Source organism: Streptomyces herbicida (genome assembly GCF_032656585.1).
GTDB classification, from domain to species: Bacteria; Actinomycetota; Actinomycetes; order Streptomycetales; family Streptomycetaceae; genus Streptomyces; species Streptomyces herbicida.
The window spans coordinates 306,484-326,904 of sequence record NZ_JAUYWJ010000008.1; the positions used below are offsets into that span (position 1 = coordinate 306,484).

Sequence of the window (20,421 nt, forward strand, 5' to 3'; positions counted from 1 at the left end):
GGTACCGGTGCAGGTCAGGGCTTGTAGGTGACCGGGAGATTCGCGGCCTTGGCCCCGGTCGGCGGGATCTGGAGGGTCTTCAGGGCGAACTCCATCACCTGCTTGTAGATGGGGCCGCAGATCTGGCCGCCGAAGTAGCTGCCGGCGGTGGCGTTCTGGATGGCGCAGTAGACGGTGATCCGCGGGTTGTCCGCGGGTGCGAATCCGGCGAAGGACGAGGTGTAGCCGCGGTACTTGCCGGTGGCCGGATCCACGCGGTTGGCCGTACCCGTCTTGCCCGCGACGCGGTAGCCGGGGATGCGCGCCCTGGTGCCGGTGCCCTCCCGGTCGTCCACGACGGACTCCAGCATCTGGGCGACGGTCTTCGCCGTCTTCTCGCTGATCACCCGGGTCTTCTCGGGCTTTGCGGCGGGGGTGAAGCGGCCGTCGGCGCCCTCGGTGCCGCGCAGCAGGGTGGGCTCGACACGGACGCCGCCGTTGGCGATCGTCGAGTAGACGGAGGCCGCCTGCATGGCATTGAGGGACATGCCCTGGCCGAAAGGAATCGTGTACTGCTGCGACGTCGACCACTTGTTCGCGGGCGCGAGGATGCCCTTGGTCTCACCGGGGAAGCCGAGCCCGGTGTAGCTGCCGAGGCCGAACTTCTTCAGATAGGAGTAGAGGACGTCGTTGGCCTCCCGCTGGGTCCTGCCGAGCTGGCCGGCGGCCAGGATGGTGCCGATGTTGCTGGACTTGGCCAGGACGCCGTTGAGCGTCAGGTACCAGGTCCCGTGGTCGACGTCGTCCTGGAAGAGGCGGTCGCCGCGGTGCAGCCGGTTGGGGACGACGACATGGGTGAGGGGGGTGGCTGCGTTCTCCTCCAGTACGGCCGACATCGACATCACCTTGGCGGTGGAGCCGGGCTCGTAGGCGTCCTGGAGGGCCGGGTTGCCCATCGCGGCGGAATCCGCCTTCGACAGGTCGTTCGGGTCGAAGCCGGGTGAGTCGGCCATGGCGAGGATCTCGCCGGTACGGGTGTCCTGCACGACGACATAGCCGCGGTCGGCCTTGGACTTCTTCACCTGCTCGGTGATGGCGTTCTGCGCCGCCCACTGGATGTCGCGGTCGATGGTGAGCTCGACGTCGGCGCCGGGCACGGCGGGGGTCTCGGTGGAGCCCGCGGTGGGCACCTCGCGGCCGCCGGACTGGGCGTAGCGGATCTTGCCGTCCGTACCGGTCAGCGTCTTGTTCAGCTGCTGCTCGATGCCGCCGCCGCCCTTGCCCTCGGCGTTGACCCAGCCCAGTATCCCGGCGGCGAGGTCACCGTTCGGGTACACGCGCTTGCTGCTGGGGTCGGAGAAGACGCCGGCGAGGACGTTGACGGTGGTCTTGTCGGTGTCCGCCTTCTGGGTGAGCGCGCTCCTCAGGTCCTTGATCTGGTTCCAGACCTGCGGGGTCTGGCGGCCGGCGAGCTTGACGTAGCGCAGGTCCCTGTTCGCGGGCCGCAGCTTGCGGACGAGCGTCTCCTGGTCCTGCCCGACGATCGGCGCGAGGAGCGCGGCCGCCCGCTCCGGGCCGTCGTCGATGCCCAGCTGCTTGCGCGTGAACATCGTCGGGTCGGCCGTGATGTCGTACGCGTCCTCGCTGATCGCCAGCGCCACCCCGTTGCGGTCGGTGATCCCGCCTCGCTCGGCGGCCAGGGTGTGGACGACGTACCGGTTCTGTTCGGCCTTGGCGGCGTACGCGCTCGCGTCGACGGCCTGCACCTGGAGCAGCCGCACCACGAAGGCGAGCAGCACCAGGGTCAGCGCGAGACTGACCATGCGCAGGCGGGGGCGGGGGCTGCCGAGCCGCAGCGGACGGGCGGCCGCGGGGCGGGCCTGCTGCGGGCGGCGAGCCGGACGGGCCCCGGGACCGGGTTGCCTACGGCCGCCGTTCCCGGGCCGGGGCGGCTTGGCGGGGCCGGGCACGCGGCGGCGCGGCGGTTGCCTTTCTCCAGAGCTGTCTGACACTTCCGTCACCTGCCGGGGGTCGGGGTCGTGGCGGCCTGGGGGGTGGAGACGGGCGTCGGTGGCGCCGGAGAAGCGTGGGTCGGGGAGGTGAGGGCCGGGGGGGTCGGGGTCGGGGAGCCCGGTGTCGGGGAGGCCGGTGTCGGGGAGGCCGGTGTCGGGGAGGCCGGTGTCGCCTGCCGGGCCGGGGACGCCGGGGCGGCCGGGAGGATCGCCTCGGGCGGGAGGGGCGCGGTCGTCCTGGTGGTGGGCTGCCGCAGGGCGGCCGGGCCGGGGACTCCCTTGACGGTGCCGTTGGGGTCGAGGAAGGCCGGGTCGCCGCCGGGCACCATGCCGAGTTCACGGGCGCGGCGCTGGAGGGCGTCGGGGGCGGAGTAGGCGTCGATGTCCCGCTGGAGGGCCTGTTGCTCGTCGGTGAGGTTCTTCGTCTGTTTCTGGAGGTCGTCCAGCCGGAACGAGCCTTCGCTGAGCGCGGAGTTCAGCACCAGGAGTCCGATGAGGCCACCGCCGAGGAGCAGGACGACGAGGAGGACGAACGGCGTCCGGGCCGCCTGCTTGCGCCCGGCCGGAAAGAGCCGTGCGAGCCGGGCGGCCCTGCCCCTCAGTTCGGGTTTCCTACTCACATGCCCTCCGGTGAGTTCGGGTACCCAACTCACTCACGCCCCTCATACGACGTCTTCCCTGATGCGCTGGGCCCCGCGCAGCCGCGCCGGAGCCGCCCGGCGGTTCTCGGCGACCTCTTCCTCGGTGGGAAGTTCGGCACCGCGCGTGAGCAGCTTGAGCCGGGGCTGGTAGCGCTCGGGCACGACCGGCAGTCCGGGCGGCGCGGTGTTCGCGGCACCGGCCGCGAACACCTGCTTGACCAGGCGGTCCTCGAGCGAGTGGTACGACAGCACGGCGATCCGCCCGCCCACGCCGAGCGCCTTGACGGCGGCCGGGATCGCCCGCTCCAGAACGGACAGCTCTCCGTTGACCTCGATCCGCAGCGCCTGGAAGGTGCGCTTGGCCGGGTTGCCGCCCGTCCGCTTGGCGGCCTGCGGCAGCGCGTCGCGGATCAGCTCCACGAGCCGGGCGCTGTTGCTGAACGGCTCCTTCTCGCGCTCGCGGACGATCGCGGCGACGATCCGCTTGGCCTGCTTCTCCTCGCCGTACGCCCGCAGGATCCGCACCAGCTCGCCCGCCGGGTACGTGTTGAGGACCTCGGCCGCGCTGATGCCGGTCGTCTGGTCCATGCGCATGTCGAGCGGCGCGTCCTGGGCGTAGGCGAAGCCGCGGTCGGCCTCGTCCAGTTGCATGGAGGAGACGCCGAGGTCGAACAGGACGCCCTGCACGCGCGCGATGCCTAGCCGGTTCAGTACGTCCGGGAGCTCGTCGTACACGGCGTGCACGAGGGTGGCCCGCTCACCGAAGGGCGCGAGCCGCTCGCCGGACAGCCGCAGGGCCTCCTTGTCCCGGTCGAGGGCGACGAGCCGGGCCTCGGGGAACCGGCTCAGCAGCGCCTCGCTGTGGCCGCCCAGGCCCAGGGTGCAGTCGACGACCACCGCTCCCGGCCGCTCCAGTGCGGGCGCCAGCAGATCCAGGCACCGCTGGAGCATCACCGGGACGTGTCGACTCTCGCTCAAGGGGGCCTCTCAGGTCCGGCGCGGGCCGTACGCACCGCCGGGTCCCCGCCCGCTCGTGAAGGGGAGGCCTGCCGGCGCCGGAAGCGTCAGCCGACCGGGAGCGGGAGGAGGCCGAGCCGTACGTACGCGCCGCGCACGTGGGGAGACGGTCCGGACGGGGCCGGGATCTCCGGGGGAATTCAGTCCAGCAGGGAGCGTCTCGCCTCCCGCTTCGCGTCACTTTAGTCCACCCTGTCTCGCGGTCAATCAACCGGCCTGCGCGTCGCGCACGGCACCTCGGGCAGGGGCGTATTTTGACGGTAATCACCCGTCCGGCGCCGGTTTGCCCTCCGTGTGGGTTAGCTCACAACAAGCCACGATGACGTTCTTTGTCCACTCTCACAACAGGCTCGGACCACTGGTGACCAGTAACGTCATGGGTATGACGACTTCCGCAGCAGTCCCCACTGGATCCGAAGGCGCCATAACCCACGGCGGCACCGTGACGGATCGCCTGGTCGAGGCCAACCGGCAGTACTCCGCCGCCTTCACCGACCCCGGCATGGACGCGCGCCCCGTCCTCCACGTCGCCGTCGTGGCCTGTATGGACGCCCGGCTCGACCTGCACGCCGCGCTCGGCCTGGAACTCGGCGACTGCCACACCATCCGCAACGCGGGCGGCGTGGTCACCGACGACGTGATCCGCTCGCTCACCATCAGCCAGCGCAAGCTGGGCACGCGCAGCATCGTCCTGATCCACCACACCGGCTGCGGCCTGGAGTCCCTCACCGAGGACTTCCGCACCGACCTGGAGATGGAGGTCGGCCAGCGCCCGGCCTGGGCCGTGGAGTCCTTCCGGGACGTCGACCAGGACGTACGGCAGTCCATGCAGCGGGTGCGCACCTCGCCGTTCCTGCTGCACACCGACGATGTGCGCGGCTTCGTGTTCGACGTCAGGACGGGTCTGCTGCGCGAGGTCGACCCGGCCTGACCGGCCCGCCGACGGCCCGCCCGCTCCGGAAAATCCCGCGCCCGGCATCGAAAATGCCGGTCGAAAGCGCCGTAAGACCGACATAGTGCAGGCAGTTGTCCACAGGCGAGTGACACGAATCGGTAACGGCAGCAAGAATGCGGGGTGTGGCGTCACGCGGAACCATTCACGCGTGGTGTCCGTGTTCCGGGGTGGGCCGGTCCGCAGCGCAGAGCGACGGCCCGGAGTAAGAACGGGCCGAGGAGGGCCGGGTGACGACCTATGACGATCGAGCGAGCCTCACTGATCTGACTGCCACTGTGGAGCGGGTCCGCAGTTCGGTGGAGGGAGTGATCGAGGGCAAGCCCGAGGTCGTACGGCTTTCGCTGACCGTGCTGCTCGCCGAGGGGCATCTTCTGATCGAAGACGTTCCCGGGGTGGGCAAGACAATGCTGGCCAAGGCGCTGGCGCGGTCCATCGACTGTTCGGTGCGGCGTATCCAGTTCACGCCCGACCTGCTGCCGTCGGACATCACAGGCGTGTCCATCTGGGACCAGCAGCGGCGGGACTTCGAGTTCAAGCCGGGCGCCATCTTCGCGCAGATCGTGATCGGCGACGAGATCAACCGCGCCTCGCCCAAGACCCAGTCCGCGCTGCTGGAGTCGATGGAGGAGCGCCAGGTCACCATCGACGGGCAGACCTATGAACTGCCCAGCCCGTTCATGGTGGTGGCCACACAGAACCCGGTCGAGATGGAGGGCACCTACCCGCTGCCCGAGGCCCAGCGCGACCGCTTCATGGCCCGGGTCTCCGTCGGCTACCCCAGCGTGGAGGCCGAGTTGCAGATGCTCGACATCCACGGCGGGGTGAGCCCGCTCGAGGACCTCCAGCCGGTGGCGCACGCCCACGACATCGTGAAGCTGATCGAGGCCGTGCGGGGCGTCCATGTCGCAGAGCCGGTCCGGCGGTACGCGGTGGACCTGGTCGCCGCCACCCGCACGCACCCCGACCTGAGACTCGGCGCCTCACCGCGCGCGACGCTGCACCTGCTGCGCGCGGCGAAGGCGTCCGCAGCCCTCAGCGGCCGGGAGTTCGCGCTGCCGGACGATGTGCAGGCCCTCGCCGTGGCCGTCCTGGCACACCGGCTGCTGCCGACGGCCCAGGCCCAGCTCAACCGTCGTACGTCGGAGCAGGTCGTCCAGGAGATCCTGCAGCACACTCCGGTACCCGCGGCGTCCCAGCAGCAGGCCGGCTTCGGCGGCCTGGTCCGGGGCACGCCCGCCTATCCCTCGCAGCCTCCGCGGAGGCTGTGATGACGGCCGGGGGGACCGGGCAGGCGGAGACCGAGCGCGACGAGAAGGGCGGCGTCCGTACCGCCCTGGCGGGGCTGACCACCCGCGGGCGGTCCTTCCTGGCCGCGGGCATCGCGGCCGCGATCTGTGCGTACGTCCTGGGGCAGAGCGATCTGCTCCGGGTCGGGCTGCTGCTGGCCGTACTGCCCTTGATCTGCGCGGCGGTGCTCTACCGCACCCGTTACCGGGTGGCCGGCAGCCGTCGGCTCGCCCCCTCACGGGTGCCGGCCGGCAGCGAGGCCCGGGTCCATCTGCGGATGGACAACGTCTCGCGGCTGCCCACGGGACTGCTGATGCTGCAGGACCGGGTGCCGTATGTGCTCGGCCCGCGGCCCCGCTTCGTCCTGGACCGGGTGGAGCCGGGCGGCCGCCGCGAGGTGTCCTACCGGGTCCGCTCGGACCTGCGTGGCCGCTACCCGCTGGGCCCGCTCCAACTGCGGCTGACGGACCCGTTCGGGATGTGCGAACTGACTCGTTCCTTCTCGACGTTCGACACCCTGACCGTGATCCCGCGCGTGGAGCCGCTGCCGCCGGTCCGGTTCAACGGTGAGGCGAAGGGGTACGGCGACGGGCGGCAGCGCTCGCTGGCCCTGGCGGGCGAGGACGACGTGATCCCGCGCGGATACCGGTACGGCGACGACCTGCGCCGCGTCCACTGGCGTTCCACCGCCCGCTACGGCGAGTTGATGGTGCGCAGGGAGGAACAGCCGCAGCGCTCCCGCTGCACGGTGCTGCTCGACACGCGCGGCATCGCCTTCGGGGGCGCGGGTCCGGACTCGCCGTTCGAGTGGGCGGTGTCGGGCACCGCGTCGGTCCTGGTCCACATGCTCGAACGCGGCTTCTCGGTGCGGCTGTTGACCGACACCGGCAGCGCGGTGCCCGGCGAGGGCACAGACGGGTTCGCGGGGGCCAGCCAGGAGACCGCGGACGCCGCCGGGCTGATGATGGACACCCTCGCCGTGATCGACCACTCGGACGGCACGGGGCTCTCCCGGGCCTACGACGTGCTGCGCGGCGGCAACGAAGGGCTGCTGGTGGCCTTCCTCGGCGACCTCGACGACGAACAGGCGGCGGTGGTGGCGAAGATGCGCCAGCGCAGCGGCGGCGCGGTCGCCTTCCTTCTGGACGGCGACGCGTGGATGCGCGAGCCGACCGATGTGCCCGGACCCACGGCGCAGCACGGGGAGCGACTGCGCATGCTGCGCGAGGCGGGCTGGACCGCCGTGAGCGTCCCCCGCGGCGCCTCACTGAGCGAACTGTGGCGCCAGGCGGACCGCGAACGTACGGGCGTCGCCGCGGTGTCCGGCAAAGAGGCACTGTCATGAGCGGGTGGGCAGGGATCCGCGCCGGCACGTCGGAAGGCCGGGCCGGGTTCACCGTCCCGGACCGGCTGATACCGGCGCGCGGCGCCCCGACGAGTGACCGGGAGGCACTGTCATGAGTGGGCGGGCGCGGCTGGCCCTGTGTGCCGCCGCGGCGACGTTGATGGCGGCGTGTGCGCTGCTGCCCCTGGTGGACAAACCCACGTGGCTGTTGCAGGCGATCTTCCTGGTGGCGGTGCAGACGGGGGTGGGCGCGGCGACCCGCCGGGTGCCGCTGGCCCGGCCGCTGACTGTGGCGGCACAGGCGCTCACCACGCTGATGCTGCTGACGCTGCTCTTCGCGCGGGAGCACGCGATCGCCGGGCTGATCCCCGGTCCGGACGCCATCCGGCACTTCGCCGATCTGTTCCAGCAGGGCTCGCAGGACGTCAACCAGTACGCGATCCCGGCACCGCTGTCCGACGGCATCCGGCTGATGCTCGTCGGCGGCGTCCTGGTGATCGGGCTGATCGTGGACACCCTCGCGGTGACCTTCCGCAGCGCGGCCCCGGCCGGACTGCCGCTGCTCGCGCTGTACTCGGTGGCCGCGGGGCTGTCCGACGGCGGCGCCGACTGGCTGTGGTTCCTGGTCGCGGCGGCCGGCTATCTGATGCTGCTGCTGGCCGAGGGCCGGGACAGGCTCTCCCAGTGGGGCCGCGTCTTCGGCGGTGCGCCGCGCGCTCCGGGCGAGCCCGCGGGCAGCGCGGTGGCACCGGTCCGCACCGGCCGCCGCATCGGCGCGGTCGCGCTCGGCGTCGCCCTGTTCGTGCCGCTCGCCCTGCCGGCGATGCAGGGCGGCCTCCTGGACGGCACCGGAACCGGCGTGGGCGCGGGCAACGGGAACGGCGGCACGATCTCCGCGGTCAACCCGCTGGTCTCGCTGCGCGACAGTCTGAACGTGGACCAGGACCGCCAGGTCCTGTCCGTGAAGACCGACACCAACGACATCTCCGACCTGTATCTGCGGATCGTCTCCCTGGACGACTTCGACGGAGTCACCTGGAAGCCGTCCCAGCGGCACATCGTCGGCGTGCCGGACCGGTTTCCCACGCCGATCGGCCTGGGTCCGGGCATCAAGCGCACGACGGTCACCACCACCATCTCGGCCGCGGACTGGTACGCCCAGGACTGGCTGCCGATGCCCTACCCGCCGAGCAGCGTGAAGGTCGGCGGCAGCTGGCGCTACGAACCCGTGGGCATGACGCTCGTCGGCGACCACGGCCAGAACACGCGCGGCGCGACCTACCGGGTGACCAGCCTGGACGTGCAGCCGACCGCGGACCAGTTGGCCACGGCGCCGGAGCCGTCGGCCGCATTGAAGCGCGACTACACCAAGGTGCCGTCCTCGCTCCCGTCGGTCGTGGCCAAGACCGCCAAGGAGGTCACCGACGGCGCGACGAGCCACTACGACCAGGCGGTCAAACTCCAGGACTACTTCGCCGTCACGGGCGGCTTCCAGTACGACACCCAGGTGGAGGTCGGCAGGGGCCGCAACGCCATTGCCAACTTCCTGCAGAAGAAGCAGGGCTTCTGCGTCCACTACTCCTTCGCGATGGCCGCGATGGCCCGCACGCTGGGCATCCCGGCCCGGGTCGCGGTGGGCTTCGCGCCCGGTTCCCCGCAGGCGGACGGCACGGTGTCGGTCGGTCTGAAGGACGCGCACGCCTGGCCCGAGCTGTACTTCGAGGGTGTGGGCTGGACCCGCTTCGAGCCGACCCCGACCCGTGGCACGACCCCCTCGTACACCCAGTCGGACTCGCCCGGCAGCTCCCTGCCGGACCAGGTGCGCCCGTCCAAGGCGGCGAGCGCGGTGCCCTCGACGGAGGCCTCGCCCAGCGAGAGCTGCACGGCCCAGCAGCGGAAGCAGGACGTGTGCTCCAGCCCGTCCGCGGCAGCCGTGCTGCACACGGACGACAACGGTCCCAGGTGGTGGGAGTACGCGCTGTGGGTCCTCGGCGCGCTGGCCGCCGCGGCGATCCCGCTGGCGCCGATGCTGTGGCGGATGCGGCTGCGTGCCCTGCGGCTGGGCGGGCATGCCCGTACCGACGAGGGCGTGGCGGCCCACGCGCTGGCGGCCTGGCAGGAACTGACCGACACCGCATGGGACTTCGGCATCATGCCGGACGACTCGCTGACCCCGCGCAGGGCGGCCGCCCGGATCGTCCGGCTCGGGCACCTCGACCCGGCGGTCGGAGCCGCGGTGCACCGGGTGGCCGACGCCGTGGAGCAGGTCCTCTACGCGCCCCGGCCGCGCCCGACGGCGGGGCTCGCCGAGGACGTGCGCCGAGCCACCGGCGGGCTGAGCAGCACGGTCGGCCGAGGGACGCAACTGCGCGCGCGGTTCGCTCCGCGGTCGAGCGTGCGGGTGCTGTGGGCCGCGTCGGCCCGGTGGGCCTCGCTCAGGGCCCGGACGGCGGCGGCCCGGCCCACCCTGCGCAGGCCGTCGGGCCAGCAGAGCTGAGGACAGAGTCGGGCCGGCGGGGCCGAGGACAGAACTGAGGGGTGACCACCCGGTGGGTGGTCACCCCTCAGTTCGTGTCGCCGGGATCTTTCAGCGACAGCGAAGAACTAGTGGCCCTGTTCGTCTCGGCGGCGCTGCCAGCGCTGTTCGATGCGGTCCATCATGGAACGCTTCGGCCGTCCCTGACGGCGAGCATGCGGGGTGGCCGCGGGCTGTTCACCCGGCTTGGGAGCCTTGCGCCACCCCGTTACGGCGAGTACCGCACAGCCCAGCATGACGAGGAAGCCCACCACACTGACCCAGATCTGCTGTGCGACCATTCCGGCCATGAGGAGCGCGATACCTACGAGGAAGCCCGCCACCGCCTGGTAGACCCGTCGCCGGGTGTACGTGCGCAGCCCGCTTCCCTCAAGCGCTGTCGCGAACTTGGGATCTTCGGCGTACAGCGCTCGCTCCATCTGCTCGAGCATGCGCTGCTCGTGCTCCGAGAGCGGCACGGAGTCCTCCTCATCGTGCAGTCGCCGGGGCGACCCGGGGGGTCCCTTCAGGATAGGCAGGGAATCGCCCCCGTGAAACCCGCCCCTCTACGCCAATTGGCCAACCGGAATCCCGCCATGGCCGACCCGGCTCGCTGAGGCTTCCATTCCCCGGCGGCCGACCCGTCATGCCGGGCAGTCTCCCTCGATCATACGGCGCAAACCGCTCGATCGGGGGGCCTGTGGCGTACTCCATGTGCGCCCCAAGCGCTGATCAGCAACGTGACCCGGGAGGCGGCTCAGGCCTCTGCCGCACCCCGCGTCTCGCCCAGGACGTGCAGCTGGGTGGCGACGGAGTGGAACGCGGGGAGCTCGGCCGCCGCGGCCTCCAGCTTGAGCAGGGCGTCCAGGGCGCCGGGCTCGGTGTCCACGAGGACGCCGGGTACCAGGTCGGCGAAGACCCGTACGCCGTGCACGGCGCCCACCCCGAGGCCCGCGGCCTCGACGAGCGAGGTGAGCTGCTCGGCGGTGAAGCGCCGCGGCATCGGGTCGCCGGTGCCCCAGCGGCCGGCCGGGTCCTCGAGCGCCTGCTTGGCCTCCTTGAAGTGACCCGCGAGGGCGCGGGCGAGCACGGCGCCCCCGAGGCCGGCCGCGAGGAGGCTGAGGACGCCCTCGGAGCGCAGGGCGGCCACCGCGTTGCGGACGCCCTCGGCCGGGTCGTCCACGTACTCCAGGACGCCGTGGCACAGCACCACGTCGTAGCCGCCGCGCTCGACCACGTCGAAGAGCCCGTGGGCGTCGCCCTGCACGCCCTGGACCCGGTCGGCGACCCCGGCCTCGGCGGCCCGGCGCTCCAACGCGAACAGCGCGTTCGGGCTGGGGTCGACGACGGTCACGCGGTGGCCGAGGCGGGCCAGCGGCACGGCGAAGTTGCCGCTGCCGCCGCCGGTGTCGAGCACGTCCAGCGAGTCCCGGCCCGTGGCCTTGATCCGACGGTCGAGGGCGTCCTGGAGGACCTCCCAGACCACGGCGGTACGGAGGGAGGAACGGGGGCGCATCGGATCCGACACGGCAGTTGACTCCTCGGCGCGGCACCGCCTGTTGCCCGGCGGCGCGAACGGGGTGCCTTCCCGGCCCGGGGTACGGGCGGAGGGAAGACTGCAGGCGCTCTCCACCCTATTGCCTCCGGTGCCGTACCTGGTCACCGCGATGGTGTAACGCCGCATGCGTCTCGCACGGCGGACATCCGTGGCGCCGGCCCGCTCTCCGGCGGGTGGTCAGCCCGCGTCCGGGAGCTCTCCTCGGGTGACCGGGCGGTCCGGCCCGTCCGTGTCCTGGCGGGGCTGTGGCAGGACCGGCTGGAGCACCAGCATCCGCTCGACGAGGCGGACGAACATCGCCACGTCCCGTATCAGGTCGTCGGCGTCCCGCCGGCTGACCGCCCCCTGGATGCCCGCCTCGGCCCGGGCGCGGCGGCGGGCGCCGGAGGCGAACAGCGCGCTCCACTCGGTGAGCTCGGGCGCGATCTCGGGGAGCACTTCCCACGCGCTCCTGATGCGGGCGCGGCGCCTGGGCGAGGGCTCCGGGCGGCCTCGCGCGGCAAGGACGGCGGCGGCCGTGCGCAGGGCGGCGAGATGGGCCGTCGCATAGCGCTCGTTCGGCGTTTCGAGGACGGTGGCCTCGTCGAGTCCGGCGCGGGCCTGGGCGAGCAGGTCGAGGGCCGCGGGCGGGGCCGTGGCCCGGCGGAGCACGGGGTGGACATCGCTCGCCGGGCCGGTCAGTGAGGGGGCAGGGCCGGTGGCGCTGCGCCGACGTGCGGCGGCTGCGGACGAGTTGGCCATGACGAACCTCCTGTCGTCTGGGTGACGGCACGACCTGTCCGGTGATGCCGTATGTGCCCATCGTGAGGTATGGCACTGACAATCCGTTCTGACCTGGGCTTTTGCGTCGATCGAGAGTTCGGGCTAGTTTTTGCACTGACCAGTCAGTTCAAATTGGGAATCGGCTCGGGGACGTGGGGGACATTCCCGGGCCCAGGGATGGGGGAGCTGTGAGCAGTCCGCCAGGACTCGCCGTCGCCGCCCGGGACTTCGGCCTCAAGGGCCCCCGGGGCTGGGCATTCCAGGGGGCCTCCGTCGACGCGGAGCCCGGCTCGCTGATCGCCGTCGAGGGACCGTCCGGCTCCGGCCGGACGTGTCTGCTGCTCGCGCTCACCGGCCGGATGAAGGCCACCGCGGGAACGGCCACCGTGGGCCCGGCCCACCTGCCGAAGCAACTCGCGGCGGTGCGCCGCCTCAGCGCGGTGGCCAACGTCGCCGGCGTCACCGACCTCGAACCGGCCCTGACCGTCGGGGAGCACCTGCGCGAACGGGCGCTGCTGCAGCGGCGGTTCGGGGACTCGCTGCGCGGGCTGATGCGGCCGCAGCGGGAGCGGACGCTGGAGGCGAGGCTGCGGATCGACGCCGCGCTCGGTGCCGCCGGGCTCGACCGGGAGGCCCTGCCCAAGGGCTCCCGCACCGCCGTACGCGACCTGGAGCGCCTGGAGGCGCTGCGTCTGTCCGTCGCCCTCGCGCTGATCGGCCGGCCCCGGCTGCTCGGGGTGGACGACGTCGACCTGAAGCTCTCGGACGCCGAACGGGCCGAGGTCTGGGCCCTTCTGAGGTCTCTCGCGGAAGCCGGGACGACGGTCGTCGCGGTGTGCAGCCAGGCCCCGGACGACGCCGTGGTCATCTCCACCGGGACCACGAACAAGACCGAGACCGGGACCAGGGCCAAGAGCGAGACCGAGGCCGAGGCCGGCACCGACATCGGCAGCGGCACCGACACCGACACCGACACCGACACCAAGATCGACGACCGAGCGAAGGAGGACGGCGATGCGCTCGCCGAGGCTGGCCGCGCTTGAGCTGAGGCGCTTCGGCCGGGGGAAGCTGCCGCGTGCCGCCCTGGTCGCGCTCCTGGTCCTGCCGCTGCTGTACGGCGCCCTGTACCTGTGGTCCTTCTGGGACCCGTACGGCCGTCTGGACCGTATCCCCGTGGCACTCGTGAACGACGACAAGGGGGCGACCGCCGGCGGGAAGAAGATCACGGCGGGCGACGACATCGTCGACGGGCTGCGCGACAGCAAGACCTTCGAGTGGCACGAGGTCGACGCGGCCGAGGCACGCAAGGGCGTCGAGAACGGCACGTACTACCTGTCGCTGACCATGCCGACCGACTTCAGCCGGCGCATCGCCTCCAGTTCGGGCGACGCCCCGGAGACGGGCGCCCTCCAGGTGCGGACGAACGACGCGAACAACTACATCGTCGGGCAGATATCCCGGACGGTCTTCAGCGAGGTGCGCACGGCCGCGTCCACCAAGACCTCCCGGTCCTTCCTGGACCGGATCTTCATCTCTTTCTCCGACATCCACGGGCAGACCGTGAAGGCCGCGAAGGGCGCCGACAAGCTCACGGGCGGCATCGGGAAGGCGGAGAAGGGATCCAAGGACCTCGCGGACGGTCTGACGGACGCCAAGAGCGGCAGCGGCAAACTGTCCAAGGGCCTGAAGAAGCTCAACACGGGCGCCGGCGACCTGGCGGACGGTTCGCAGCAGGTCTCCGAGGGCACGCAGACGCTCGCCGACAACGTCAACGGGGTCTACGACAAGGTCGGTCCGTTCCTCAAGGACAACGAGAAGACCATCGGTGACACGGCACAGCTGGTCGCCGACTCGGCCAAGGCGGTCAGCCACAACCTCGATGTCCTGGTGAAGGCCGCCCCGGGCGCCGCCAGGACCGCGCACGCGGCCTCCGAGGCGCTCGACGAGATCTACCGGACGCACTGCGAGGCAACGGTGCTGCCCGACCCGATCTGCCCCGACCTGAAGAAGGCCAAGGAGGCCGCCGCCGACGTGGCCACGGTGGCCGACGACCTCAACACGCTGATCGCCGACCAGGACGGCGACCTGAAGACGCTCCGCACCAACCTCGGCACACTCCAGAAGCAGGCCCAGGCCCTGGCCGACCGCTCGCCGCACCTCTCCGAGGACGTCGACGACGCCGTCAAGAAGATCAACAAGCTGAACGACGGCGCGGGCAAGGTCGCCGCCGGCGCCAAGAAGCTGCACACCGGGCTCGGCACGGCCGGGACCGGTGCCTCCGACCTGGACGAGGGCGTCGGCAAGCTCAAGACGGGCGCCGAGGACCTCAACGGCGGCATGTACAAGCTCGTCGACGGTTCGGGCAAGCTCGCCGGCGGACTGCACGACGGGGCCGGACGGATCCCCGACTACGGCAAGAAGGACCGCGACCAGCGCACCGAGGTGATGGCCGACCCGGTCCAGCTCGCCTCCAGGGACCTGCACAAGGCGCCCAACTACGGCACCGGGTTCGCCCCGTACTTCATCCCGCTGTCCCTGTGGGTGGGCGCGATGGTGGCGTACATGCTCATCCAGCCGCTCAACCGGCGTGCCCTCGCGGCCGGTTCCGCCGCCTGGCGGATCGCGCTGGCGGGCTGGCTGCCGGTGGTCGCGGTCGGCGTGCTGCAGACGGCGGCCCTGATGGCGGTGCTGCACTGGGCGATCGGTCTGCAGATGGCCCGGGCGGCCGGGACGGTGGGCTTCCTGTTCCTTGTTGCGGCGTGCTTCGGGGCGCTCGTGCAGTGGCTGAACGCACGCTTCGGGGCGGCGGGCCGGATCCTCGTGCTCGCCCTGCTGATGCTCCAGCTGACGTCGGCGGGCGGCACGTACCCCGTGCAGACCAGCCCGGGCTTCTTCAACGCGATCCACCCCTTCCTGCCGATGAGCTATGTCGTCGCGGCCCTCAGGAGGCTGATCACGGGCGGCGGCCTCGGCCCGGTGTGGCACGCGTGCGCCGTTCTGGTCGCCTTCACGGCCGGTGCCCTGGCGCTGACCGCCCTGTCGGCCCGGCGCCGCCAGGTGTGGACCCTGGACCGGCTGCACCCGGAGCTGAGCCTGTGACAACCTCGCGTTTGACCTCGGCTTCCGCGCCCTCCGGGGCCACGGTTCCTGTGACAATCGGGCCCATGGAAAGCAGCAGCACCACGTCGGGCGGCCGCACGCGCCGCGAGGCCACCCGGCAGAAGCTCTACGAGGCGGCCGTCACGCTCATCGCCGAGCAGGGCTTCTCCGCCACCACCGTGGACGAGATCGCCGAGCGGGCGGGGGTCGCGAAGGGCACGGTCTACTACAACTTCGCGAGCAAGTCGGTCCTCTTCGAGGAGCTGCTGCGGCACGGCGTGGGGCTCCTCACCGCCTCGCTGCGGGAGGCGGCCGAGCGGACCGAGCGCCAGGGCGGCAGCAAGGTCGACGCCCTGGACGCGATGGTCCGTGCCGGGCTCGTCTTCATCGACCGGTACCCGGCGTTCACCCAGCTGTACGTGGCCGAGCTGTGGCGCACCAACCGGGCCTGGCAGTCCACGCTGATGGTGGTCCGGCAGGAGGCCGTCGCGGTCGTCGAGGGCGTGCTGCGCGAGGGTGTGGCGAACGGCGAGTTCAGCGAGGAGATCGATGTCCAGCTGACGGCGGCCGCGCTGGTGGGCATGGTGCTGGTGGCCGCGCTGGACTGGAAGTCGTTCCAGCCGGAGCGGTCCCTGGACGATGTCCACGCGGCCCTGTCCCGGCTGCTCCAGGGACGGGTGAGCGGCAAGGGCTGAACGCGAAAACGCCGGTCCGATGCGGCCGCGTCCCCCGCGGGCCACCGTCGGACCGGCGCCTTCCGTGCTCCCCCGTTGGAACCCCCGTTCCGGTCTTCCCCGGGGTCTCCCCCTGCTCCCCCCGTGTCTCGCTTCCGCCGACGAATCGGCGGAAGGAGCGGACAAGGGCGCGATCGCCGTTCCGCCGCCCCGTGTCGGCGGTGCCGGACGTGGCGCCCTTTCCGTGGCTCCACTGTCTCGTTCGCGCCTGTCGGCCCCCATCCGCGCGCGTACTCATCTCACTCCCTAGGTACGCGTACTCAGACCTGTGTGCTCATGCCCAGGACGCGCTGATTTCGACTGGTTACGATCGCGTCCGTGTCCGTACTCCCTCTCGTCTTCACGAGCGGCTGGGCCAGCGGTGTCAACGCCTACGCCGTGGTGCTGCTGCTGGGTGTCTTCGGCGCGGCGGGGCTGAGCGACGACGTTCCCGAGACGCTGCAGCGGCCCGAGGTCCTGGTCGCGGCCGGCGTGCTGTTCCTGTGCGAGGCGGTCGCCGACAAGATCCCGTACGTCGACTCGGTGTGGGACTCCGTGCACACGGTGATCCGGCCGGTCGCGGGAGCCTGGGTCGGGGCGCTGCTCGCCGGGCACAGCGGTTCGCTGTCAGACGTGGCCGCGGGCCTGATCGGCGGCTCGACGGCACTCGCCAGCCATACGGTCAAGGCCGGCACCCGTATGGCGATCAACACCTCGCCGGAGCCCTTCAGCAACGTGATCATGAGCCTGGCCGAGGATCTCGGGGTGGCCGGCATCGTCACGTTCGCCATGTTCCATCCGGGGGCGGCTGCGGTGATCGCGGCGGTCCTGCTGGCCGCCGGACTGATCGCGCTGTTCTTCCTGGTCTCACGGATCCGCCGCTTCCTGCGGCGCAGGGCCCAACGGCGCGAGGAGCGGCGGCTGGCCGCGCACGAGCGCCGGCCGCCGGACTGACCGCCCGCGGGCCGGATTGTCGGTGGCGGTCGATAAAGTCGCAGGCATGGCACGGATTGCGGTGATCGGCGCCGGGATGGGCGCGATGGCGGCTGCCGCCCGGCTGGCCGTCGCGGGCCACCGGGTGGTGGTGTACGAGCGCACGGAGACATACGGCGGCGCGGTGCGCCGGTTCGAGCGGGACGCGTTCCGCTTCGACACCGGTCCCGGGCTGCTGCCCCTGCCCGCCGTCTACCGCGATCTGTTCGTCAAGACCGGCAAGGAGCCGCTGGAGGACCGCGTCGAACTGGTGCAGGTCGATCCGTCGTCCCGGCATGTGTTCGCGGACGGCACCGGGGTGTCCCTGCCCAACGCCTCGCGCGCGGGTGTCGTCTCCGCCCTGGACGAGGCCCTTGGAGCGGGCGCGGGGCAGCGCTGGGGCGACTTCCTCGTGCGGGCCCGGGAAGCCTGGGACCGCACCCGCCGGCCCTTGCTGGAGGAGCCCCTGTGGCCCAACTGGGCGGTGCTGGCGGAGCGTGAGCCCTATCCGTCCGTCCCCCACAAGCGTCTGCTGCGCACCCGCCGGGCCGGCACGCTCGCCGAGGTCGGCGCCTGGGAGCTGCGGGACCCGCGGCTCGCGGCACTCCTGGAGAGCCAGGCCCTCGCGTACGGCCTCGATCCCCGGGTGGCTCCGGCGAGCGCGGCCGTGCTGCCGTACATGGAGCACGCCTTCGGCACCTGGTATGTCCGCGGCGGGATGCGGGAGTTGGCGCGCGCGGTCCACGAGCGGTGCCTGGCCCGCAGGGTGGAGTTCGTCTTCGGCGCCGAGGTCACCGGGATCCTGGAGAAGGACGGCCGGGCGGCGGGGGTGGAACTCGCCGACAGGACGGTGGCCGAGGCGGACCATGTGGTGGCGGACGTGGATCCGGTACGGCTGCGGGGGCTGACGGGGCATCCCCTCGACACGGAGGGCGACGTACGCGCCGAGACCGCGGCCCCCCGGCCAGGACGGTTCACCGTGCTGCTGGCCCTGCGTGGCGCGCGCGAGGCCGGTGCCGCGCACCGCACGGTCGTGCACCCACCCGACCGGGACGCCGAGTTGGACTTCCTGGCCTCGCCCGGTGCCGGGCCCGCGCGCCCCACGGTGACCGTGCTGCGGCCCGACGACCCCGCCCTGCGCCCGGACGCGGACCACGAGTCGGTGGTCGTGTCGGCGACCGTGCCGACGGAGGCCGGCTGGGAGCGGGAGAGCACCGCCGAGGACTTCGCCGACCTGGTGGTGGAGGCCGCCGGGGCGGCCCTGCCCGGGCTGCGCGAGCGGCTCATATGGCGCGAGGTCCGTACGCCCGGCCACAGTGCGGACGAGACCGGCGCCGGGCCGGTGCCCGCTCCCGCGCTCGCCGCGGGCGGGGGACGCTTCCTGCATCCGGCGAACACCACGCGGCTGCCGGGCCTGTACAGGGTGGGCGGCTGGTCACACCCGGGCGGTGGACTCCCCCACGCGGGCATGTCGGGCGCGCTGGTCGCGGGACTGATCGTGGAGGGGCCGGACTTCCGGGGTTCCCGGTGAGACGCCGCTAGCCCTCAGAAACGGTACTGCTCGTCGTAGCCGTTGCCCGGCTGCTGCCCGTTGCCCTGCTGGTACGGGTACTGCTGCTCCTGCGGCAGCTCGCCGCCGTACGTCTCGTCGGTGCGCTGCTGCGGGACCCACACACCGTCGGCCGGGGTCTCGCCGTAGCCGCCGGTGGCGTACTGGTCCTGGCTGTAGCCCTGCTGGGGGTACTGCTGGCCGCCGTAGCCGTTGTCGTACGAGGCACCGCCGTAGGACTGGTTGCCGACGTACGGGTCGGAGTAGTTGGCGTACTGCTGCTGGCCGGTGGCGTCGTAGCCGTACTGCTGCTGGCCGTAGCCGGAGTAGTCGTACGCGTAGTTCTGGTCGGTGCCCTGGGCGGCGGTCGCGTAGCTCTGGTCCTGGGGCTGGCCTGCGGTCGCATAGGCGGGGCCGCCGTATATGCCGTACGAGCCCGTGTCCTCGGGGAGCGGCTGCGGCTCGTAGACGGCGGTCGTCTCGGCGGCGGTGGGCTCGCCGGACCGGGTCGGCGTGAACACGTCCTCGCGGTCGTAGTCGTCGCCGTACGAGACGTTGTCGCGGCGGTAGGCGCCGTCCTGGTCGTCGTCGCCCTCGGCGTCCTCCAGGTCGGAGACCTCGAGGACGGGGTCGGCCGGCTCGCCGCGGCGGCGCTTGCTGGTGCCGCCCGCGCCCGGGCCCGGGCCTCGGACCGCCCAGCCGGCCGCGAAGCCGCGGCGGAACGACAGCGTGACGTAGGTCTGGCCGATCGCAAAGGCGGCCGCGCCCAGGCCGATGACCACGACGGAGGGGATCAGGACGCCGAGCACGACGCCGAGAAAGCCGACGAAGGCGAGCAGACGCCAGCGCAGGCGCGCCTTGTACTGCAGCAGAACCTCGCCGAGCAGCCACAGCGCAACGATGCCGAACGCGATGTAGAGGACCGTCAAGCCCATGTACGCCCCTCTCCCAGTGACCGCTACGCAGTGTGTCGTATACCCGTGCGGCCGGTCTAGGCCTGCGGGGGGTGGTGCAGGCCCAGGTTCTCGTAGATTTCCAGCGTCGCCGTGGAGTTGTTGAGCGTGATGAAGTGCAGTCCGGGCACTCCCTCGGCCAGCAGCCGTGCGCAGAACTCCGTGGCGAATTCGATGCCAATGGAGCGTACCGCCGCCGGATCGTCTTTGGCTGTGAGGATCCGCTCTTTCAGGGCGTCCGGGAACACGGCGTTGCTGAGCTTGGGCAGTCGCTCCAGCATCTTCACGCTCGTGACCGGCAGGACCTCGGGGATGACCGGGGTCTCGCAGCCCGCGGCCGCGACCCGGTCACGCAGCCGCAGATAGGACTCCGGCTGGAAGAACATCTGAGTGATCGCGTAGTCGGCGCCCGCGCGGCACTTGTCGACGAAGTGCTCGACGTCCGTGTCCCAGTCGCCGGAGCGCGGGTGCATCTCCGGGAAGGCGGCGACGCCCACGCAGAAGTCGCCCGACTCCTTGATGAGACGGACGAGTTCGGCCGCGTAGGTCAGGCCCTGGGGGTGCGGCACCCAATCGCCCATCGGGTCGCCGGGCGGGTCGCCGCGCACGGCGAGCATGTTGCGGATGCCGGCGTCGGCGTACTGGCCGATGATGTTGCGCAGTTCGGCGATGGAGTGGTCGACCGCGGTGAGATGGGCGACCGGGGTGAGCGTCGTGTCGACGACGATCTGCTGGGTCTCCTTGACCGTGGTGGCCCGGGTGGAGCCGCCCGCGCCGTAGGTGACGGAGACGAAGTCCGGAGCCACCGCCTCGACCCTGCGGAGCGCGTTCCAAAGGCTCCGCTCGCCCTTCGGGGTCTTCGGCGCGTAGAACTCGAATGAGTACGTCGTCTTGCCGGTGCCAAGGATGTCGCGCACGGTGCGTGCGCGATCCGTCCTGGTCGATGCGGTTCCGAGGGCCATACCGGCAGGTTAGCCAGGGGTGGGCGGAGACCCAACCAAAGGCCGGGGAATTGCCCGTTTTGTCGACTTTCCGTCCACTCCTTGGACAGGAGAGGGGCGGGA

The 20,421-nt window shown here is 71.8% G+C and carries 17 protein-coding genes; 9 read left to right on the forward strand and 8 right to left on the reverse strand.

Annotation, left to right across the window (positions count from 1 at the left end; translation table 11 throughout):
* Positions 1–14 precede the first annotated feature (14 nt).
* Genes Q8A52_RS19235 through rsmH form a run of 3 tightly spaced genes read right to left on the reverse strand, consistent with a single transcriptional unit; the run spans position 15 to position 3,610 of the window.
* Positions 15–1,991: a penicillin-binding transpeptidase domain-containing protein gene (locus Q8A52_RS19235; RefSeq protein ID WP_316753785.1), complete on the reverse strand. Its 1,977-nt coding sequence runs from the start codon at positions 1,989–1,991 to the stop codon at positions 15–17.
* Positions 1,992–1,996: 5 nt separating this feature from the next.
* Positions 1,997–2,611: an FtsB family cell division protein gene (locus Q8A52_RS19240; protein ID WP_316753787.1), complete on the reverse strand. Its 615-nt coding sequence runs from the start codon at positions 2,609–2,611 to the stop codon at positions 1,997–1,999.
* Between the two features lie 42 nt (positions 2,612–2,653).
* The gene (gene rsmH / locus Q8A52_RS19245) at positions 2,654–3,610 is read right to left on the reverse strand and encodes a 16S rRNA (cytosine(1402)-N(4))-methyltransferase RsmH (RefSeq protein WP_316753789.1); all 957 of its coding nucleotides are present in this window, start codon (positions 3,608–3,610) and stop codon (positions 2,654–2,656) included.
* Between the two features lie 358 nt (positions 3,611–3,968).
* Here rsmH and Q8A52_RS19250 point away from each other — a divergent pair, with 358 nt between their 5' ends.
* The 4 genes from Q8A52_RS19250 to Q8A52_RS19265 all read left to right on the forward strand — a co-directional run bounded on the left by Q8A52_RS19250 (position 3,969) and on the right by Q8A52_RS19265 (position 9,733).
* Positions 3,969–4,580, forward strand: coding sequence for a beta-class carbonic anhydrase (locus tag Q8A52_RS19250; protein WP_408649215.1), 612 nt, complete (start codon positions 3,969–3,971; stop codon positions 4,578–4,580).
* 251 nt (positions 4,581–4,831) lie between these two features.
* The gene (locus Q8A52_RS19255; RefSeq protein ID WP_316753793.1) at positions 4,832–5,872 is read left to right on the forward strand and encodes an AAA family ATPase; all 1,041 of its coding nucleotides are present in this window, start codon (positions 4,832–4,834) and stop codon (positions 5,870–5,872) included.
* A complete protein-coding gene (locus Q8A52_RS19260; protein ID WP_316753794.1) occupies positions 5,872–7,236 on the forward strand; it encodes a DUF58 domain-containing protein in 1,365 nt (454 codons plus the stop codon). The genes Q8A52_RS19255 and Q8A52_RS19260 overlap by 1 nt, the downstream gene beginning before the upstream one ends.
* 112 nt (positions 7,237–7,348) lie before the next feature.
* Positions 7,349–9,733, forward strand: coding sequence for a transglutaminase TgpA family protein (locus Q8A52_RS19265; protein ID WP_316753797.1), 2,385 nt, complete (start codon positions 7,349–7,351; stop codon positions 9,731–9,733).
* Between the two features lie 107 nt (positions 9,734–9,840).
* On the opposite strand, the gene Q8A52_RS19270 is transcribed toward Q8A52_RS19265, so the two are convergent.
* The 3 genes from Q8A52_RS19270 to Q8A52_RS19280 form a co-directional block, all read right to left on the reverse strand.
* Positions 9,841–10,230, reverse strand: coding sequence for a DUF3040 domain-containing protein (locus Q8A52_RS19270; protein ID WP_316753799.1), 390 nt, complete (start codon positions 10,228–10,230; stop codon positions 9,841–9,843).
* Positions 10,231–10,508: 278 nt separating this feature from the next.
* The gene (locus Q8A52_RS19275; RefSeq protein WP_316753801.1) at positions 10,509–11,279 is read right to left on the reverse strand and encodes a methyltransferase; all 771 of its coding nucleotides are present in this window, start codon (positions 11,277–11,279) and stop codon (positions 10,509–10,511) included.
* Between the two features lie 207 nt (positions 11,280–11,486).
* Positions 11,487–12,050, reverse strand: a complete 564-nt coding sequence (locus Q8A52_RS19280; protein WP_316753803.1) for an SAV_6107 family HEPN domain-containing protein — start codon at positions 12,048–12,050, stop codon at positions 11,487–11,489.
* Positions 12,051–12,259: 209 nt separating this feature from the next.
* On the opposite strand from Q8A52_RS19280, the gene Q8A52_RS19285 reads away from it, so the two are divergent.
* The 5 genes from Q8A52_RS19285 (at position 12,260) to Q8A52_RS19305 (ending at position 18,386) form a co-directional block, all read left to right on the forward strand.
* The gene (locus Q8A52_RS19285; protein WP_316753805.1) at positions 12,260–13,114 is read left to right on the forward strand and encodes an ATP-binding cassette domain-containing protein; all 855 of its coding nucleotides are present in this window, start codon (positions 12,260–12,262) and stop codon (positions 13,112–13,114) included.
* Positions 13,086–15,170: a YhgE/Pip domain-containing protein gene (locus Q8A52_RS19290; RefSeq protein ID WP_316753807.1), complete on the forward strand. Its 2,085-nt coding sequence runs from the start codon at positions 13,086–13,088 to the stop codon at positions 15,168–15,170. The genes Q8A52_RS19285 and Q8A52_RS19290 overlap by 29 nt, the downstream gene beginning before the upstream one ends.
* Before the next feature lie 65 nt (positions 15,171–15,235).
* Positions 15,236–15,865 carry a TetR/AcrR family transcriptional regulator gene (locus Q8A52_RS19295; protein ID WP_316753808.1) on the forward strand — a complete coding sequence of 210 codons (630 nt, stop codon included), beginning with the start codon at positions 15,236–15,238 and terminating at the stop codon, positions 15,863–15,865.
* Positions 15,866–16,222: 357 nt separating this feature from the next.
* Positions 16,223–16,837 carry a DUF4126 domain-containing protein gene (locus Q8A52_RS19300; RefSeq protein ID WP_316753811.1) on the forward strand — a complete coding sequence of 205 codons (615 nt, stop codon included), beginning with the start codon at positions 16,223–16,225 and terminating at the stop codon, positions 16,835–16,837.
* A 46-nt stretch (positions 16,838–16,883) separates the two neighbouring features.
* Positions 16,884–18,386, forward strand: coding sequence for a phytoene desaturase family protein (locus Q8A52_RS19305; RefSeq protein ID WP_316753812.1), 1,503 nt, complete (start codon positions 16,884–16,886; stop codon positions 18,384–18,386).
* Positions 18,387–18,400: 14 nt separating this feature from the next.
* Here the strand turns inward: Q8A52_RS19305 and Q8A52_RS19310 are convergent, their stop codons facing one another.
* Both Q8A52_RS19310 and metF read right to left on the reverse strand, forming a co-directional pair.
* Positions 18,401–19,339 (reverse strand): SCO2102 family sporulation regulator, encoded by a 939-nt coding sequence (locus Q8A52_RS19310; protein WP_316753813.1) that lies wholly within the window; start codon positions 19,337–19,339, stop codon positions 18,401–18,403.
* 56 nt (positions 19,340–19,395) lie between these two features.
* Positions 19,396–20,319: a methylenetetrahydrofolate reductase [NAD(P)H] gene (gene metF / locus Q8A52_RS19315; protein WP_316753815.1), complete on the reverse strand. Its 924-nt coding sequence runs from the start codon at positions 20,317–20,319 to the stop codon at positions 19,396–19,398.
* Between the last annotated feature and the right edge of the window lie 102 nt (positions 20,320–20,421).

Coding starts and splice junctions, on each gene's coding strand:
- Q8A52_RS19250 (WP_408649215.1), top strand. CDS start 3,969: ATGACGTTCTTTGTCCACTCTCACAACAGGCTCGGACCACTGGTGACC.
- Q8A52_RS19260 (WP_316753794.1), top strand. CDS start 5,872: ATGACGGCCGGGGGGACCGGGCAGGCGGAGACCGAGCGCGACGAGAAG.
- Q8A52_RS19265 (WP_316753797.1), top strand. CDS start 7,349: ATGAGTGGGCGGGCGCGGCTGGCCCTGTGTGCCGCCGCGGCGACGTTG.
- Q8A52_RS19280 (WP_316753803.1), bottom strand. CDS start 12,050: ATGGCCAACTCGTCCGCAGCCGCCGCACGTCGGCGCAGCGCCACCGGC.
- Q8A52_RS19290 (WP_316753807.1), top strand. CDS start 13,086: ATGCGCTCGCCGAGGCTGGCCGCGCTTGAGCTGAGGCGCTTCGGCCGG.
- Q8A52_RS19295 (WP_316753808.1), top strand. CDS start 15,236: ATGGAAAGCAGCAGCACCACGTCGGGCGGCCGCACGCGCCGCGAGGCC.
- Q8A52_RS19305 (WP_316753812.1), top strand. CDS start 16,884: ATGGCACGGATTGCGGTGATCGGCGCCGGGATGGGCGCGATGGCGGCT.
- Q8A52_RS19310 (WP_316753813.1), bottom strand. CDS start 19,339: ATGGGCTTGACGGTCCTCTACATCGCGTTCGGCATCGTTGCGCTGTGG.
- metF (WP_316753815.1), bottom strand. CDS start 20,319: ATGGCCCTCGGAACCGCATCGACCAGGACGGATCGCGCACGCACCGTG.